A 16,641-nucleotide genomic window follows, 5' to 3' on the forward strand; every position below is an offset into this window, starting at 1 on the left:
ATTTTATGAATACTATTTATCTAAATACATATTTGTAAACTTAACCCCTGAGAAAAATCCCATTTTATGGTACAACCCTTCAGCTGGATTGCCTATAGTAACGCATAATATTGATGCAGGAGATATTTTCTTTAAATTTGTTAATGCTCGCTTTATCATATTCGAAGCAATTCCCAGTTTTCTATATGCTGGCTTTACTGCAATTTCACCAATTTCTGAAAAATCATTATCACAATATCCACTAATTCCCGCTAAGCATGCTCCTATTAACTCGTTTGTGTTTTTATTGAAAACAAGAGTTGAGCCATCAAGAATATTGTTTGATTTATATATATCTAAGACTTTCTCAACATTCATAGTAACTTCATCTAAACTCTGATTCCCAAAAACTTTATAATCGATACCCCCACTATAACTTTCGAAAAATAACTTTCCTATCTCAGGAATATCAAATGTATTTGGTACTCTAATAGTTAAATCATCACTCCAGCTGATATTATCAAATACCTCTGTTGGTCGAATCATTACTCTTCTTTCACATTTTATCCTATATCCAAGTTTATGAAAATGTTCTATATCTCTAGGCGTAACACCATATACTCTAACCTTGTCATCATCTGACCATTGTAGTAATGCATCATTAAGAGCACTAATAACTATAAATCTATCAATAATATAAGGTGCTTCCATAAAAAAAGCTCCCATTAATTTAGGATTAATATGCACTCCTCCAACTCTTTCTCCATCCTTAAATATCCAAAAATGACTATTATAATCTATTTTATCTACAGTTTGCTTTTTCCAACTATAACTTAGCTCTAAATCTACATTTGAATATATTGTTTCATGAATTCCAAAATCACGTTTATCAGCTTTTTTAAGCATAAGCCCATTACTCAACATATATTCTTCTTTTTCCTCTTGCCACCTTTCTATTTTCCCCATGAAAATACCCCCTGCTTTGAATAATCATCTCAATTAAAATATTTTTTTATTATATAGAAAGTTTTATCTTGTCATATCTACAAATCATTCTTAAATGAAAAATACTTCAACAAATGGATTTATGAAATAGAAATATAAATAAGAACTATCCAAGGTTAATAATCCACATACATTTCTATATATTTCATTTTCTCCTCTCCCTAGTGGTAAGGTTCTATTAATTTGATTGTAACACTTATTTCTGCCTAATGTATATATATTGTATATAAGTTAATATATTCTACACATAAAGTAAAATCAATTTCAAAAATGCTATGTTTTTTATACATATGATTTTTAAAATTGATTTTATAAAATTACTACCATATTACGTTATTTATTATTTTATGCTATTATACTTCATTACATAAAATTCACCAAAGCCAATTTTGGTTTTCTGATTTTTTGTTTCAATTATTTCAAAGCCTTGAGATTTATAACAACTTATTGCTCTCTTATTCCATGTCCTAACCTCTAATAAAATAGGCTTATTAGGAAATCTTTTTTCACTTTCAATTAGAGCCATATTTATTATTGCTTTACCTATACCTTTATTACAATAATTAGGCTTTACACCAATTCCAAAGAACACAGACTCTCCTTTATCTAATAAATTAACAAAGCCTACTAATTCTTTTTTCTTATTTATAAACCCTATGAATCTTTTTCTTTTTATACTGTCACATAAAGAATACTTTTCCTTTATCATGGTATCCCATGAGGGTAGATTATAGATTGAATACTCTTCAGGATATTCCCAACTTGATATCTCCTTTGCGTGTTCTTCTGAAACTCTCTGTGGCGTTAGCTCCATTATTATTCCTCCTCTTATTAAAACTAATAAATGATTTAAACTTAATAAAAAAGAGTAAACTTCAATTATATTTTATATCCTTCCGATAAGTACTACTGCTATAAGATGTATTGGATAAAAACAGTAAAACATCCATTTAGTAAACTTATTATTAATACCTAATTTTCCGTTATACATTAGTATAGGAATTATAGCAAACACCATCATCCATTGATAATCCCAAACTAATATAGATTCTAAAAATAATTCTCCATTTCCAAGGGCCGTAAATACAGGAAGAATACTAGAGATTATATATACTAAAGCCATAACACCCTTTTTCTCTCTTAAGAAGTAAAATATCAATATCATTGAAACACCATAAAGTGAAGCCTCAGTAAACAACTCTAATGCTAATGCAATTACAGAAAACATTACCCATATAATATAATTTTCGTTATTTCTACGTGTCTCCTTAGCTTTATCAATACATATTAAAAGTGCTACTGAAAGTCCAAGAGATAAAAATATATTATTATGAATACCTAGCATGTAATCTACAACTAGCATTACTCCGCTAAAAGCAAATAGCCTTAGCATGTACTTATTTTTACTTCTAGTATGGAAAAATCCTTCAACTATTAAGAAAAAGAATATAGGTGCGGCACTCTTTCCAAAATATCCAAACCATATTGGAATACTTACCCCTCCATAAGTTCCTATATAAGTTAGAATATGATCCATAAGCATAAATATCATAGCTATAATCTTTAAAGTAAAAGAATCTAATTTTCTCATAAAATTTAACCTCCAAAATAAATTATCTACTGCTATGATTATAGGTAATAAGTATACTTTTTCATATTTATTTACATTACGTGAAGATTACAAAAGTGTAAGATAAAATTTTCATAGACTTTTAAGTGAAGTAATTATTTTTTCATCATAGTCTATCAAACATACTTCTGCAAAATATGTATTGCCATAACACATCTACTCTATTTCAAAATAAAAATACCGCATATGCATTTGAATAATACGGTATCTAAAAAATATTTATTCTTTTTATTTTATAAAATATCTAAAGGAATCTATCATCATGAGTATAAACATAATTTATTCCAAAACAAACCTGCCTTTTCCTTCTTCCTTTAACCACTTCTTAGCTTGTTTTCTTATATTTCCACTTAATCCAGCAGAATATTTAGTATCATATAAGGCTTTTTTTGCATATTTAGTTGGGAATATTTCCATTACAGATTCTTCATAATTAATGCCATACTCAGCCTCTTTATATTCAACAACACTATACTTGCCATCATTCTTCTTTAAAGTCATGAATACTGGATGTGAATATTCCTCTCTTATATAAAACTTTTTATTACCAAGTGAGTATCCTCTGCATAATGAATACATATAGACATTAATTACATTATCTTTCTCTTCAATACCATAAATCTTATGTGCTTCAAATTGCTTATAGCCAGCATTAAAGTTACCAAGACTACAATTTGATATTGCTTTATCTAGTTCTTCATCTACATTAACTGATTCTTTCGAAGTGATATATCCCATATAAATAATAGATAATATTATTACTGTAACTAATAAAATATGCTTTTTTAAAAATTGTTTCAACCGCAATTTACTCCTTAGAATATTTTATACGCATACTTTATGTTAAGTTATACAATGGAGTATATGTGAAAATATTGAACATTATCATTATCTTTAATTAGAATCCAATTCTTTTCCTGTAATCAGTTCAAACAATTCTACTGACACACGTTCACTAACCTTAACAAACTTAGTCTCACTATCAATAACAAGCTCTACTTTACCTTTATCAGGACTTATCCACAATTCATAAACTATTTCATTTATTTTCCCATTAGCGTCTTCAAAATAGAACTTATAGTGAGGAGGACATACCATGCTAACCGCTCCATTTTTCCAATTAATGTTACCTAGAATATCCTTTACCTTTTTTACTTCTTCGCTATCAGTGATGTCATTGTAGTGTTCATATTTATCTTCTTCGCCAACTCGCTTTTCAACGCCAATTATATTTCCTTTATTTTCAATACCATTTGAACAACCTACTACCATAAGCAAAAATACTGAAATAAAAATAATTAATATTTTGGTGAATTTCAAAATTACCCCACCTTTACAATTTATAATTTATACGATAAAACATTAAAGTTAGTTCACATTATCTTTATCCATGATTCTTATTTAGGCACTATTAAAATAATTCACCCCTAATAATCAAATTTAAAATGTAATAGTTTGATTGCATATCACTTAACTGTTTCCCAAGCTGATTCCCATAAAGTAATCAGTTTCTGTGATAACTGAATCTGATTTAACTCGACCGCAGCTTTATTATAATAAGTTAGGAAATATTTTAGATTAATAATACATTGAAGGACTTCTTCTTTTCCGAAAGCTCTATCTATTGTTCTTACCATTTCTTGTCCAATTAATTTATCTAATGAAGGCTTCATCCCTTGCATGAATGTATATGTGTGAACTTTTTTTCTTAAAGTATCCAATTCTCCGACTTCTTCAAATAACTGTTTCAAAAATAAATCTAACTCTACTATTCTATCTACTACTTTTAATTTTTCTTGATTATGAACCGATGTCATTTTCTCGCACTGCTCTTTACCTATTATTTTGCTTCCAATGATTTTCATTACTTCTTTGTCTACTTGATTATCAAAAAAATATACTGCACTACCTTCATCGAATATGGAACCAACTAATTTAATTGCTAAACTAATAGAATCATTTTTATTAATTAATTCCATTCTTTTTTTATCCTTGCCTCTCCAATACCTAGACCCTATATGGTGAAATTCATGCGCCATCCCATAAATTCCAAAGGAATAAAAATAATTAGGGTATAACATAGTTATACATTGAGTATAGTTATTCATGCCAATAATAGTTCCTCCATTGAAGCCATCAACTATGAAATGTAAGTTTAATTCCATATCCGTATCCTCAGGAAGATACAATGAAACAAGTTTCTCAATCTTAGAATAGTCAATTTTTTGAGCATAATTTAAATTAATTTCTAAAGAACTTGTATTCTCAAGTATTAATTTAAATCTCTTATAAATACTTTCAAGTTTACCATTATATTCACTTCCATTAATAATGCTATACCAAACATGTAAATATTCTTGTTTAGGGATTAAAGGTTCCAACGCATTTAACCATATTCTGTATGCTTCTGTTGTTTCTAAAATATTATTAATATCTTCAATTTTAACTAATTCTTTATTTGATACTGCAGTAAAAATCTTAGCCATCTTTTTTGCTCCATCATAAGTTACATTTATCTTCATTTTGCCACTCCTTTTACCTAAGTATTAAAATACAATTGATTATTAAATTATAAATTAATTATATACTAATAAAAGGTAAATAAAAATAATTTTACCATACTGCAAATTTCTATTAATTGATCTTCATTCTCCAATTAGGAAAAATCAAATTATAAACACCTAACCCAAACTATATTAATTCCTTCTTTAAACGAAATAGTTGTGGAGGAATTATCAAATACATCTTTCTATTCAAACATTCATAATATATCCTCACCTAGCATAAACATTAAAAAGATAATTTTGGGGGTGATTATTTTGAAAAATTCCAAGATAAAAAAGTTTTTTTCCTTTTTTAAAAAGATTAAGATTATAATTTTTATAATAGCTATAATTGCTGCTTGTTTATTTATAAGTTCTTTGACTACTAAAAATAATCTAGAGAAAAAGAGTGATTTTGTATCAGAAAAGCTTATATCTATATCCGAGCTGGCTACTTCTCGTTATGATTATTCTAATGTTATCTCTGTGAAGAATAGCTTAAGTTTTAAAGATATTACTATTCCTTTTACTGAAAAATCCTTTGTGATTAAATATAATGGATACATTACTGCTGGGTTAGATTTAAGTGCTGCTACTTTCTCTATAGATAAAAATATACTCACCATAACTATTCCACCTTGTTCTATCCTTACTCATAATGTAAATGAAGATGAAGTCTTTATCTTTGATGAAAAGAACTCCATATTTAATAAGCTAACTATGGATGATATGCTAAATGAAATTGTAGCAGAAAAGTCTAAGACTGAGGAAAGAGTAATAAAAGATGGCTTCCTTGATAAAGTTACTGTAGATACTTTGCAGCTTCTTAAAGACATTTTCTTAAATTGTGGTTTTGATGAGGTAAAGGTTAAGGTTGCAGCACAAGGGAACTAATAAATCATTATTTTGTTGTAGTAACATAATTTATTAAAACACTTAAGAAATTTGTAATGAATTCCTTAAGTGTTTTAATCTATAATTATATTTAAGAAGTTAGTTATACTTAAATTTATAATAAGTATATTAAGCTTCTTCCATTAATAAAGATAAATTTTAAGGAGGAACTCTTTTGAAAAAAACAAAATTTAGTGCTAAAAAACTTTTGTTTATTATAATTCTTATAGCTTTTAGCACATTAATCATACATTCTTTTAACAATACCCCCAATCAACAAGAAGAAACCTTTCAAATTAAATATAAAGATTCTATCAATAAATACTGTAAAGAATATGGGGTAGATAAATATTTAGTATTTGCAATGATAAAACAGGAAAGCAATTTTAATAATGAAGCTGTGTCTTCAGCTGAAGCAAGAGGTTTAATGCAGATGACAGAAGATACTTTTAACTGGCTAAAACCTCAGCTAGGAGAAAGCTCTACTACCTTTGATGATTTATTTGATCCAGATACCAATATTAGATATGGTGTATTTTTCATTTCAGTTCTTGAGAAAAATTTTTCTGAGCAAAACACAGTAGTGGCAGCATATAATGCAGGAATGAATATTACTACTAAATGGTTACAAGATAATAATTATTCTAATGATGGAGCCACATTGCATAACATACCATATAAAGAAACAGCCAATTATGTTGATATAGTGGACTATAATTATAAAAAATATTTAGAAATATATAAAGATAAGTAACCTACTAAATATGAAACTTCTAAACACTTATTAAGCATTTTATCAACATTTTGTATTATATATTATAATTTTCTTAAGTTAATTCTAGTATTATACTGAGAGTATAGATTATTTATTTTATGGAGGAAAGTTAGTTATGAGGATACAAAGATGCAATAATTCAGACATTAAGCTGGTAATTGAGGCAATTACGAAAGTAAAAGCAGAAGAAAATCATGTGTTATTAAATGAACCTGCCATTAAAAATTTTCTCACTCATGAAAATAACTATTTCCTGGTTGCCATAGAGAATGAATGTGTTGTAGGATATGCAATCAGTTATAGTCAAAATCGTATAGATATGTTAAATGATATGATGTGCTTATATGAGATTGGTGTATTAAAAAAATTTAGGCAACAAGGTATTGGTCGAAGGTTAATCAATGAACTCATGGATATATGTCAGAAAATAAATGCTATAAAAATGTGGGTGCCAACGAATAAACATAATATTTCTGCCTGTACCCTTTATGAAAAAACTGGTGGAATTGCCTCAGTTTCAGGAGATGACATTATATACACCTACAGATTATTAGAATAAGGCGTATTTTAAAAATACTACTGTGAAATTTTAAAATAAAATATAGATTTTATATGAGAGTAGATAGGTTTGTGTAAAGCAAATTTATCTATTCTCTTTTTGTATGATGAGTTGGGTATATTTCCATTATTTAAAAATATTGTAAGAATTGCTTAAGTGTTTCTTAAACAATTAAATGTAAAATATATTTAACAATATAAAATAAGTTTTGTGAAAGGGGTATTTACAATGGGGCTATTACTTTTAATAACAATAGGAATTATATTATATAATATTTTCATAGTAAAATATTTAAGTAAAAATGAAATACAAGTTTCAAAGCTATTTATTGTAGGAATGTATATATTCACCTACTATTTATGGGCTATGCTTAACATTATAGGACCTGGAAATTTATTAGATATAGGTTCTCAAAGAAACATAACTATTAGTTTAATACCATTTAAATGGCAAATGGAAAATATGTTTGGATTAATTACAAATACAATTCTTTTTATTCCATTAGGTGTATTGTTGCCAAGTCTTTGGAAAAGGTATGAGAGTTTTTCCAAAACTGTACTAATGGGCTTTGGATTATCATTAATAGTTGAACTCCTTCAATTGTTGAATATAAGAGCTACGGATATTGATGATTTAATAATGAATACATTAGGAACTATTATAGGTTATATAATTTATTCTTTATTATTTAAGAAATTTACTTCAAGTTTTAAATTAAAGAATAATACTAGTGATAATTTACTGATTAAATATAATGCTGAAATTTTTATCAGTTCAATACTTTTATTAAATTTCTTTATAGTACCTTTTCTTGATAGAATACTAATTAGGATTATAATTGGACTTAGTTACTAATGTACCAAATAGAGTAGACACTAAAAAAGTCTACCCTATTTGGTTTTTAATTTATAGTAGTATTATTCATTCTGTTAAGTTATTCTATTTCTTTACTACCGGATACCATAATTCAATATAACCATATTCATTATTTCCACCATAAATTTCAAATTCGGCACCTTCAATCTTTTCGTAATTTGAAGTCGGTAACCATTCAGTATAAAACCTTCTTTCCAGTGTGTTTAGAATTCTTGCTAAATCTTCATCCCATTTAAATCTTTTAGATGGAAAAATAGCATAGGTTTGTGCTGGAATATGAGCGATACTATAACCCTCTGTATTACTATTTTTACCTATAAAAGAACAAAGCATATAAGGAAATGTATTTTCTTCTGTTTTTCTATAGTTTACTACACCATGAATTTTACATAAATCCTGTGAAATAAATGATGGTAAATTACCTGAGTCCTTAAATAACTTTTCATACAGTCCATTTTTGTGACACTCTTGCCAAAGTTCAGCGGGACTTTGATATCTTTCATCTCCAATTGAAGATCCAATAGTTTCAATTCCAAAAATATCAAAAGCCTGTTTTGTTTCAATTCTGTATTCCATCTCACTCTCTCCTTTAATAGAAATTTGAAAGGATATTTGTGGATAGGCTTTAAGTACAACTCCACCATCCCGTACCAATGATGGTGCTATACCATGCAATGCCTGAAATGCTCTGGTAAATGAAATGGGTGATTCATAACCATACTTTAAGGCAACATCCATTATTTTTATATCACTATTTTGAATTTCAAAGGCTGCAAGGGTTAATCTCCTACGTCTTATATATTCAACAAGTGATATTTCAGTTATAAATGAAAACATTTTTTGAAAATCATATGGTGAGCATAATGCCATTTGAGACACGATATTCATGTCAATTTCATTTGTTAGATTGCCATCAACATAGTCCAATGCACGATTCATCCTCTTTAGCCAATCCATATAAAAATCTCCTTTCAAGAAAAAGTATATCTAAAATACAGGTTATTGTCGCAACTATTTTTATACAGAAAATGTTTGGTTTATATAATAATCTAAGTCAGCTTCATATTAATCCACATTACATTCAATCAATAGAACGAAGTCCCCTATGGGACTTAATAGTCTCTTTTTTTATCTTCATACCTAAATTTTACATCTTTATATCAAATTAATCCAATACAATGTGGTGTGTTAGCGTATATCTTCACCCTCGCATTTATTAAGATAGTATGCACTTTTTCTAATCCAAGAGAGAGTTACCTATGGTAAAATTATTTTGTTTTTACTTTTATTGGCGTATAATTAATCTATAAGCTAGTTTTTAATTATAAAAATAGTAAATTTATAATAATGTGGCTACAAAATACGGCATGAAATATCGAGTATGGATATTTGAAAGAAGATACTATTGAATTGGGAGTGAGAAGAATGGATTGGATTAAAAATTTAAATGAGTCGATAACCTATATAGAAGAAAACCTTGAGGGTGAAATATCCTATGAAACTATTTCAAAAATTGCTGAATGTTCTGTCTACAATTTCCAAAGAATGTTTTCGTATATAGCAGACAAGCCTTTATCAGAATATATAAGAAACAGGCGATTAACAATGGCAGCCTTTGATTTATTAAATAGCACTGAAAGAATAATTGATATTTCTTTAAAGTATGGATATGAATCTCAAGATTCATTTACTAGAGCATTTAAAAAGTTTCATGGAGTACTGCCTTCAAGTGTCAGGAATGAAACCGTGCAGTTAAAATCCTGTCCTAAGCTCTCCTTTCAAATTTCAATAAAAGGAGAAAATCATATGAATTATCAAATTGAACAGTGGCCTGAATTTAGAGTAATGGGAGTATCACATAAAGTAAAAACAGCCGAAGCCTTTGAAGTAATTCCTCAGATTTGGGAAAACTCATGGAAGGATGGAACTATGAAAATGTTCCTTGACAACTTTCCTGACTATAGACCGGCAGGTTTTTTAGGAATTGCTCAAGGAGGACAATGGGGCGAGTCAGAAGAAATGGAATACATCATAGCAGTGACAAATCATGTTGATGTACCAAACTGTAAACATGTTCCGGTACTTGAAGGAATGAAGGAGTTTACTTACCCTGCTACAACATGGGCAATTTTTGAAGCTAATGGAGAACTACCGGATGCAACTCAAAAGGTTTATAAACAGTTTTATAGTGAATGGCTTCCTAATTCAGGATATGAATTAGCCGATCTTCCTGTAATTGAATGCTATATGCAAGAAAATCATCAGGAAGTTTGGATTGCTATTATTAAAAAATAACGAAAATCATAATTATTGGAAAAACTTTTAAAACCTCTTGCAATTGACGTAGTGTCAAATGATATTATTTTCTTATGAGGAACCTCATATATTCAAAAAGGAGGTGGTTGAATGAGCCATTTTGAACCAATTCACCAGGTATCGGAACAACTTGGAGTGACGAGCCGTACCCTTCGTCATTGGGAAGACAAGGGACTTTTCTACAGTCAACGAGATCCCCAATCTGGTTGGCGTATGTACAACAATGAAGTACTACAGAGAATACGTCTTGTAATATTGCTGAGAGAGCTGGATATTCCTTTAAAATTAGTAAAAGTCATCCTTGACAGTGTAGACCCACAAATAGCTTCAAAAATTATTATGAATCAGATTAGCAAACTCAATGAAGAAAATATTGTGATTGTTAAGCGAAAAAATTTGCTAATTAAATATCTTGCAATTTTAAATTCCATGGAACCTCCATCTGATGCTTCCGAATATCTTGTGCATATGGAAGAAACGCTGGCACTTCAGATCATTTCTAAAAATAATATGATAGAACAATGGGAGGATATTATTATGACAAATAGTACAATTACTCCAGGAGCATTACGAATTGTTAGTTTACCTGATATGAGAGTGGCAGTATGTAATGTGATAAGCACTTCTCCAGAGGATGAGGCACTTAAAAAGGTATTAGATTGGGCAGAGTCAGAAAACTTAATGGGTACTGCTAGAATTTTTGGATTCAATACAACTGCATATAGTCCAGGATGTACAGAATATGGATGGGCAGCTTGTGTTACTGTACCAGAGCAGGTTGTTTTACCCGAATATCTTGAGGAAAAAAGACTACCCGGTGGTCTATATGCATCACTAAATAGCACAAATGAAGTATATGATTCATGGCAAACATTAATGCGATTATTAAAAGAAAATAACTCATATGTTGTTGATGAAAGTCGTTTATGTCTTGAGGAACACATCCCTAGTGGTGAAGATAAAGGCGAAGGAAATGATTTTTATTTAAATCTGCTAGAACCAATAACTAAAAAATAGCCTAATAATATATTTATTTAACTATAAATGAAAATACCCAATAGGGAGACCATTTAGTGTCTACTCTATTGGGTACATTTTAATTTCTGAATAGTACGGTATTTTTGTTCTATCAATTGAGTTATTGTACTTGTTTTGATTTATGAACGCAAGATATTGCAAAAACTATAAGTCCTGAGATAAGTGCAATAAACACAAATAGCCAAGCTATTGGTATTAAGAAAAATGGTTCTACTAAAGTTCCGTCTGCAAGGACTTCAGATCCTATAACATTGTAAGCAATTAGACATATAATACTTATAAAAATCGAAATTAAAGATACTAAATATTTTTTCATTTTTATTCAACCTACTTTCTTCATGTTCTTTAAATATATTATACAACAAATTATTTATAATATCAATAATATTTTATTGATATTCAATATATTTTTATCTTTAATATCTAATTTCTACTTGTTTCACATTAAAAAAGATGCTTATATCTAACCTTTTTTTCCTAAACTACAAATATGTATAGTCTTATTGTTATTACATAAAATAAGACTGAAAGGAGGTTGTTTTATGAAAAAATTTACTATAATATTATTAATTTTAGTAACTCTTATATTTAGTACATCTATTACAACTCCTGCATTTGCAGAAAATCTATTTAAGGAAGGTTTTTATAGAATATCAGATTTTAATCCTTCAAAAGATGGTTTTTATTATGTTGAAAATGTTTCATCAGATGGTGTTTATGTTATTATTTTTAATGAAAATCTCATTGCAACACAAGTATTATATCTAGAACCAAAATCACGAAAATATAACTTAGTTCCTCTTAAACCTGAACATAGAATTATAATAGTTGGTAATGGTCAAGTGTATATTGATACAGGGATACAATAATGTGTTCCTGTATTTTTTCATTTTTATTCTCAATATCTAATTTTACATTAAAAGAGATGCTTATATCTAACCTTTTTTTTCCTAAACCACAAATATGTATAGTCTTATTGTTATTACATAAAATAAGACTGAAAGGTGGTTATTCTATGAAAAGATTTACTATAATATTATTAATTTTGGTAACTCTTATATTTAGTACATCTATTACAACTCCTGCATTTGCAGAAAATCTATTTAAGGAAGGTTTTTATGAAATATCAGATTTTAATCCTTCAAAAAATGGTTTTTATCATGCTAAAAATATTTCAACAAATGATATTTATATTATTATTTTTAATGAAAAACTCATTGCAACACAAGTATTATATCTAGGACCGAAATCACTACAATATAATCTAGTTCCTCTTACCTCTGAACATACAGTTATAATAGTTGGTGATGGTCAAGTACATATTGACACAGGGACACGGTAATGTGTTCCTTTATTTTTGCAATCTCTATGGTAAAATTATTTTATTTTTACTTTTATTGGGGTATAATTGATTTGTATGTCGATGTTTAATGGTAGGATAAGATGAATTAAATATTACTTATATAGTAAGGGGATGGGAAATTGAAGTACACAAAAATAGTATTTGCGATTTTAGTTATTATTGTGAAGGAGAGTTTTAATGAGAGTTTTTGATATTATTATTCCAGTGCTTTTTATTTCAATTATTATAAAACATTTAAAATATATGAAAGTATTAATAATACCAACAAGAAAAAGGCCTATAGAAGTTATTACTGTATTGTTTGGTATTATGATTTTCATAGGTATTATGTTTTTTTATGCTAATACTTGGATTCATTATATAACAGGAGTATTAGGTATTTTAATGTTCATAAGCATTTGGATTAAACAAGGAATTAACTCAAAGGGTTTCATATCCATGTATACCTATAAAGAGCGTATAGTATGGAATGAAATTGAAAAAGTTGTAATAACTAATTCAAAGGATGTAAAAGTAAAACTATTTGGAGGTTTTATGGAGCAAACATTTCATTTTAAAAACAGTGACTACCATAAAGTTATTACTATTCTAAAAGAAAATTTGTCTGAACAAGCACAGTTACAAATAAACCTTAATAAATGATGAATTTGTGAAGAGCTGTTGTTTCTATGTGGATTAACATAGAGAAAAATATAATATTTTTTAAAAGGAGTTATGGTTATGGGCATTGATTATGGTGCAATTTTAATTTTCACTATTATAGGAATATATTTTATAGTTCAGTATATCAAAAATAAAAAGGCAGCTAATTTACTTATAATTTTTATGGCCATTACAGGAATATTTTATAAACGATCTTATAGTTTGTATGACAATGTAGGGGAATTAGCACAAATAATTATTAATATAATTTATTGGACTTCTATCCTAATTTTATTGGTAGTTGGTTTTATTAATAGAAAGAGTAAGAGAGAAAAATAATCTCTTAAACATAAGGAATATTTACCCTAATTAGATTGAGTATGAAATGCTAGATGCTGAGGAGCAAATATATGTTTCATAACATATATTCAAATACCAAAATGTACAACCTCAAAGCTTACGCACATAAGGGTGCTATCTTGGCAAGAGAAACATTGACATCATTGCAAATAACAAATAAGGACGAAACTAAACTTTACATTTATAACTTAACAATAAAAAGTAACATTATACACATACAATTAATATAATAATAGCGATAAGTATTTTATATTAAGAGAGGTAAGCTATGCTATCTACTAATGAATTTATACGACAATCATTGGAGTTGCATCTTTTTTTTGCTAGGATTATGAAGGAGCATTCATTTTTTTTGCAAATAGGTTTTACACCAAAGAACTCAAAACTTATGGAGCAAGCAGACATGTTTAGAATGGAGTTTGATAAATTTTTATACGATGTTATATCACTTTCAAACGGTGTTGTTAGCCCTAGTGTTTTAAGGTCTGGTGAGGTGGTAACACCATTTACATTAAATGCTGAAATGGCATCAGCATATTATACAGGAGTAGATATTCCTACCAGTTTGACTGAGGCTGAGGAGGAATTGATGGGAGCTCCGCCGATGAAATATGATCAAAGGCTAGAACAGAGGGTACGTAGACTTAACGAGATTGGAATGGAATTAGTTAGAGGTTTAATACGATTTAAAAAGAGATTGTTATCAGATGTTTTAGAGTGCAAAGTATTCACAGTTAACTATCCTTTACTTATTGATCATATTTTAAGAGAAGCAAATTTTTATTTAAAAACGATACAGAGATTGCAAAATGATGAAGAGATAGACTTAGAAAGAGAAGCTTATGAGCAAGAAACTTTTTGGAATAGAATTATGGCTGAGCATTCAAAATTTATTCGTGGATTGCTTGACCCAACTGAAGAGGAACTTATAAAGACAGCAAATAATTTTGCAAATGAATTTGATGAGTTACTAATGGAATCAAAGAATGCCATGAACAAGTCAATGGCAATTCCTGAAATTACAGACGAAAGCCTCGAGGCAACTATGGCAATCAGCAAATTCAAAGCACAAGGTACGCAAGGAATATTGGAATGTAAGGTTAAATCCATAATAATACCTTTGTTGGGAGATCATACTTTACGTGAGGCTAATCACTATTTGCGCTTACTGAAAATATTTAAAAAAAGTATGTAAAATTTAAGTAATAAATAGAAACTATACTTTTAATCTAAAGGTATTATTTTATAAATTATTGAGAGTGTGAAATCATTTCTGTAAATAGCTTTCTATGATAATTATTTTAAAGGCATGGAGGTCATGATATGGCTACCATGCCTTAATTTTAATGTAACAATAAATAATTTACATATAATGAAAACTCTTGAAACGTGTGTACTTTTTTATTAGTGTGTCAATCACATAGCCAAAAGTAAGGGCGTATCCACCGCGTAAACAATACTATATTCCAATAAGTGAAATTAAACCATTTGCTAAAGTTTCTTCCTATTATAAATAATCATGTCCACTATTAAAATATTCAAAGTCAACAGTATATCCTTTTGATATTAGTACATCTTTTAATTTTATATTTGTACCAATAATCCCTTCTTTATGTTCAAGAACACCTACATTTAAATAAAACTTAAGAGACAATATATATCTAAAAATTATATTTAAAATATTTCTTAACGAAATTAGCCATAGGATTTTTTTCATCTTCTTCTCCTATATAATCTTGGTCTCCATCATAAAAATACAAGTATGCTATACTTTTTTTCTCTTCAGATATTCCAATCATTCCAAAGGATTTAGGAAATTCCGTATTAGAAGTACCCTTTTCATCTATAACTCTAAAATCATAACTCTCTACTGAAAACTCATATTCAGGAATGTAATACTTACTTTCATTAAAATCAGACTTGATTTTTTTATCTAAAAAAGTATATTGTTCATCTAATTTCTTTTTTTCACCCTCAAATGTATTATCATCATAGCTCACAATAAGGGCAACGGAGTGAGATTCAAAAATTAACAGGGGAATATGTGTATATTTGTATTCGATATCCTCATATTCAGGTAACTCCTCTAGCTCTGGCATAATGTCTTTCGCCTTTGAATCAATTGATGTCCCACTATTAAGATAACTTTCAATATTTGAACTTGAATTACTGCAACTAGTAATACAAAGAATAAAAGTAATTACTATAACAGTTAAACATTTTTTTATCATTTTAAATTACCTCTCTAAAAATAAATTATACTTACTTCATAATACTTTATCATTATTCATAAGACTATATTTTAATTATACAGTAATAAAATGTAATTTTAAATAAATTTACCATTTTTGAATATATTATCTCTCTTATTTTAAAATCACTATTTACTGAAAATCCATTTGATCCAACGTTTATCTAAAAGGCTTCAAAAATGAGCCACATGTTGAATATTAATTCCAACATGTGGCCTTTCTTGTTTCTATTATTATTTTTAGTAGTTGCAAATAATTTTAGAACAATGTTACTTAACTACAACCGTTAATTCTTATTCTTTCGATGATAAAATTTATCCGATGACTACCGCTCTAATACTCCCATCTTCTTCAAAGTGGGAGTAAAGAGCGGCTACGACCCTGAATAACGATTTCTCCTAAAGGACAA

At 28.3% G+C, this 16,641-nt stretch carries 21 protein-coding genes; 11 read left to right on the top strand and 10 right to left on the bottom strand.

The genetic code is table 11. The features are described from left to right. Positions 1-12: 12 nt before the first annotated feature. From ABDZ93_RS06070 to ABDZ93_RS06095, 6 genes are all read right to left on the bottom strand, one after another. On the bottom strand, positions 13-945 hold the full coding sequence (locus ABDZ93_RS06070; RefSeq protein WP_343824645.1) for a GNAT family N-acetyltransferase: 933 nt from the start codon (positions 943-945) through the stop codon (positions 13-15). Between the two features lie 379 nt (positions 946-1,324). Continuing rightward, a complete protein-coding gene (locus tag ABDZ93_RS06075) occupies positions 1,325-1,798 on the bottom strand; it encodes a GNAT family N-acetyltransferase (protein WP_343824647.1) in 474 nt (157 codons plus the stop codon). Positions 1,799-1,870: 72 nt separating this feature from the next. Next, positions 1,871-2,575, bottom strand: coding sequence for a TraX family protein (locus tag ABDZ93_RS06080; protein WP_343824649.1), 705 nt, complete (start codon positions 2,573-2,575; stop codon positions 1,871-1,873). A gap of 318 nt (positions 2,576-2,893) precedes the next feature. Then, the gene (locus ABDZ93_RS06085; protein WP_343824650.1) at positions 2,894-3,415 is read right to left on the bottom strand and encodes a hypothetical protein; all 522 of its coding nucleotides are present in this window, start codon (positions 3,413-3,415) and stop codon (positions 2,894-2,896) included. Positions 3,416-3,508: 93 nt separating this feature from the next. Further along, entirely contained in the window at positions 3,509-3,934 is a 426-nt protein-coding gene (locus ABDZ93_RS06090) for a YhfM domain-containing protein (RefSeq protein WP_343824651.1), read from the bottom strand. Between the two features lie 146 nt (positions 3,935-4,080). After that, the gene (locus ABDZ93_RS06095) at positions 4,081-5,136 is read right to left on the bottom strand and encodes a DUF5700 domain-containing putative Zn-dependent protease (protein ID WP_343824652.1); all 1,056 of its coding nucleotides are present in this window, start codon (positions 5,134-5,136) and stop codon (positions 4,081-4,083) included. 297 nt (positions 5,137-5,433) lie between these two features. Here ABDZ93_RS06095 and ABDZ93_RS06100 point away from each other — a divergent pair, with 297 nt between their 5' ends. The 4 genes from ABDZ93_RS06100 to ABDZ93_RS06115 all read left to right on the top strand — a co-directional run bounded on the left by ABDZ93_RS06100 (position 5,434) and on the right by ABDZ93_RS06115 (position 8,240). Then, positions 5,434-6,051, top strand: a complete 618-nt coding sequence (locus ABDZ93_RS06100) for a DUF4230 domain-containing protein (RefSeq protein ID WP_343824653.1) — start codon at positions 5,434-5,436, stop codon at positions 6,049-6,051. 175 nt (positions 6,052-6,226) lie between these two features. Continuing rightward, on the top strand, positions 6,227-6,805 hold the full coding sequence (locus ABDZ93_RS06105) for a lytic transglycosylase domain-containing protein (RefSeq protein ID WP_343824655.1): 579 nt from the start codon (positions 6,227-6,229) through the stop codon (positions 6,803-6,805). Positions 6,806-6,941: 136 nt separating this feature from the next. Beyond that, positions 6,942-7,385: a GNAT family N-acetyltransferase gene (locus ABDZ93_RS06110; RefSeq protein ID WP_343824656.1), complete on the top strand. Its 444-nt coding sequence runs from the start codon at positions 6,942-6,944 to the stop codon at positions 7,383-7,385. 228 nt (positions 7,386-7,613) lie between these two features. Next, positions 7,614-8,240: a VanZ family protein gene (locus tag ABDZ93_RS06115; RefSeq protein ID WP_343824659.1), complete on the top strand. Its 627-nt coding sequence runs from the start codon at positions 7,614-7,616 to the stop codon at positions 8,238-8,240. 84 nt (positions 8,241-8,324) lie between these two features. On the opposite strand, the gene ABDZ93_RS06120 is transcribed toward ABDZ93_RS06115, so the two are convergent. Then, positions 8,325-9,218 carry an AraC family transcriptional regulator gene (locus ABDZ93_RS06120; RefSeq protein WP_343824661.1) on the bottom strand — a complete coding sequence of 298 codons (894 nt, stop codon included), beginning with the start codon at positions 9,216-9,218 and terminating at the stop codon, positions 8,325-8,327. A gap of 468 nt (positions 9,219-9,686) precedes the next feature. Between ABDZ93_RS06120 and ABDZ93_RS06125 the strand changes: the two genes are divergently transcribed. Further along, positions 9,687-10,556 (top strand): AraC family transcriptional regulator, encoded by an 870-nt coding sequence (locus tag ABDZ93_RS06125; RefSeq protein ID WP_343824663.1) that lies wholly within the window; start codon positions 9,687-9,689, stop codon positions 10,554-10,556. A gap of 111 nt (positions 10,557-10,667) precedes the next feature. After that, positions 10,668-11,594 carry a MerR family transcriptional regulator gene (locus ABDZ93_RS06130; protein ID WP_343824665.1) on the top strand — a complete coding sequence of 309 codons (927 nt, stop codon included), beginning with the start codon at positions 10,668-10,670 and terminating at the stop codon, positions 11,592-11,594. Positions 11,595-11,715: 121 nt separating this feature from the next. On the opposite strand, the gene ABDZ93_RS06135 is transcribed toward ABDZ93_RS06130, so the two are convergent. Further along, a complete protein-coding gene (locus tag ABDZ93_RS06135) occupies positions 11,716-11,931 on the bottom strand; it encodes a DUF3955 domain-containing protein (RefSeq protein WP_343824667.1) in 216 nt (71 codons plus the stop codon). A gap of 226 nt (positions 11,932-12,157) precedes the next feature. On the opposite strand from ABDZ93_RS06135, the gene ABDZ93_RS06140 reads away from it, so the two are divergent. The 5 genes from ABDZ93_RS06140 (at position 12,158) to ABDZ93_RS06160 (ending at position 15,175) form a co-directional block, all read left to right on the top strand. After that, positions 12,158-12,484 carry a hypothetical protein gene (locus ABDZ93_RS06140; RefSeq protein WP_343824669.1) on the top strand — a complete coding sequence of 109 codons (327 nt, stop codon included), beginning with the start codon at positions 12,158-12,160 and terminating at the stop codon, positions 12,482-12,484. A 146-nt stretch (positions 12,485-12,630) separates the two neighbouring features. Continuing rightward, positions 12,631-12,957, top strand: coding sequence for a hypothetical protein (locus ABDZ93_RS06145; protein ID WP_343824671.1), 327 nt, complete (start codon positions 12,631-12,633; stop codon positions 12,955-12,957). Between the two features lie 198 nt (positions 12,958-13,155). Beyond that, entirely contained in the window at positions 13,156-13,620 is a 465-nt protein-coding gene (locus ABDZ93_RS06150; protein WP_343824673.1) for a hypothetical protein, read from the top strand. Positions 13,621-13,698: 78 nt separating this feature from the next. Next, the gene (locus ABDZ93_RS06155; RefSeq protein WP_343824675.1) at positions 13,699-13,959 is read left to right on the top strand and encodes a hypothetical protein; all 261 of its coding nucleotides are present in this window, start codon (positions 13,699-13,701) and stop codon (positions 13,957-13,959) included. A gap of 289 nt (positions 13,960-14,248) precedes the next feature. Further along, positions 14,249-15,175 carry a DUF2935 domain-containing protein gene (locus ABDZ93_RS06160; RefSeq protein ID WP_343824677.1) on the top strand — a complete coding sequence of 309 codons (927 nt, stop codon included), beginning with the start codon at positions 14,249-14,251 and terminating at the stop codon, positions 15,173-15,175. Between the two features lie 312 nt (positions 15,176-15,487). Here the strand turns inward: ABDZ93_RS06160 and ABDZ93_RS06165 are convergent, their stop codons facing one another. Continuing rightward, on the bottom strand, positions 15,488-15,634 hold the full coding sequence (locus ABDZ93_RS06165) for a hypothetical protein (protein WP_343824679.1): 147 nt from the start codon (positions 15,632-15,634) through the stop codon (positions 15,488-15,490). A gap of 7 nt (positions 15,635-15,641) precedes the next feature. Further along, on the bottom strand, positions 15,642-16,211 hold the full coding sequence (locus ABDZ93_RS06170) for a hypothetical protein (protein WP_343824682.1): 570 nt from the start codon (positions 16,209-16,211) through the stop codon (positions 15,642-15,644). Positions 16,212-16,641: the final 430 nt, after the last annotated feature.

Source organism: Clostridium subterminale (genome assembly GCF_039521425.1).
Lineage (GTDB): Bacteria > Bacillota > Clostridia > Clostridiales > Clostridiaceae > Clostridium_J > Clostridium_J subterminale.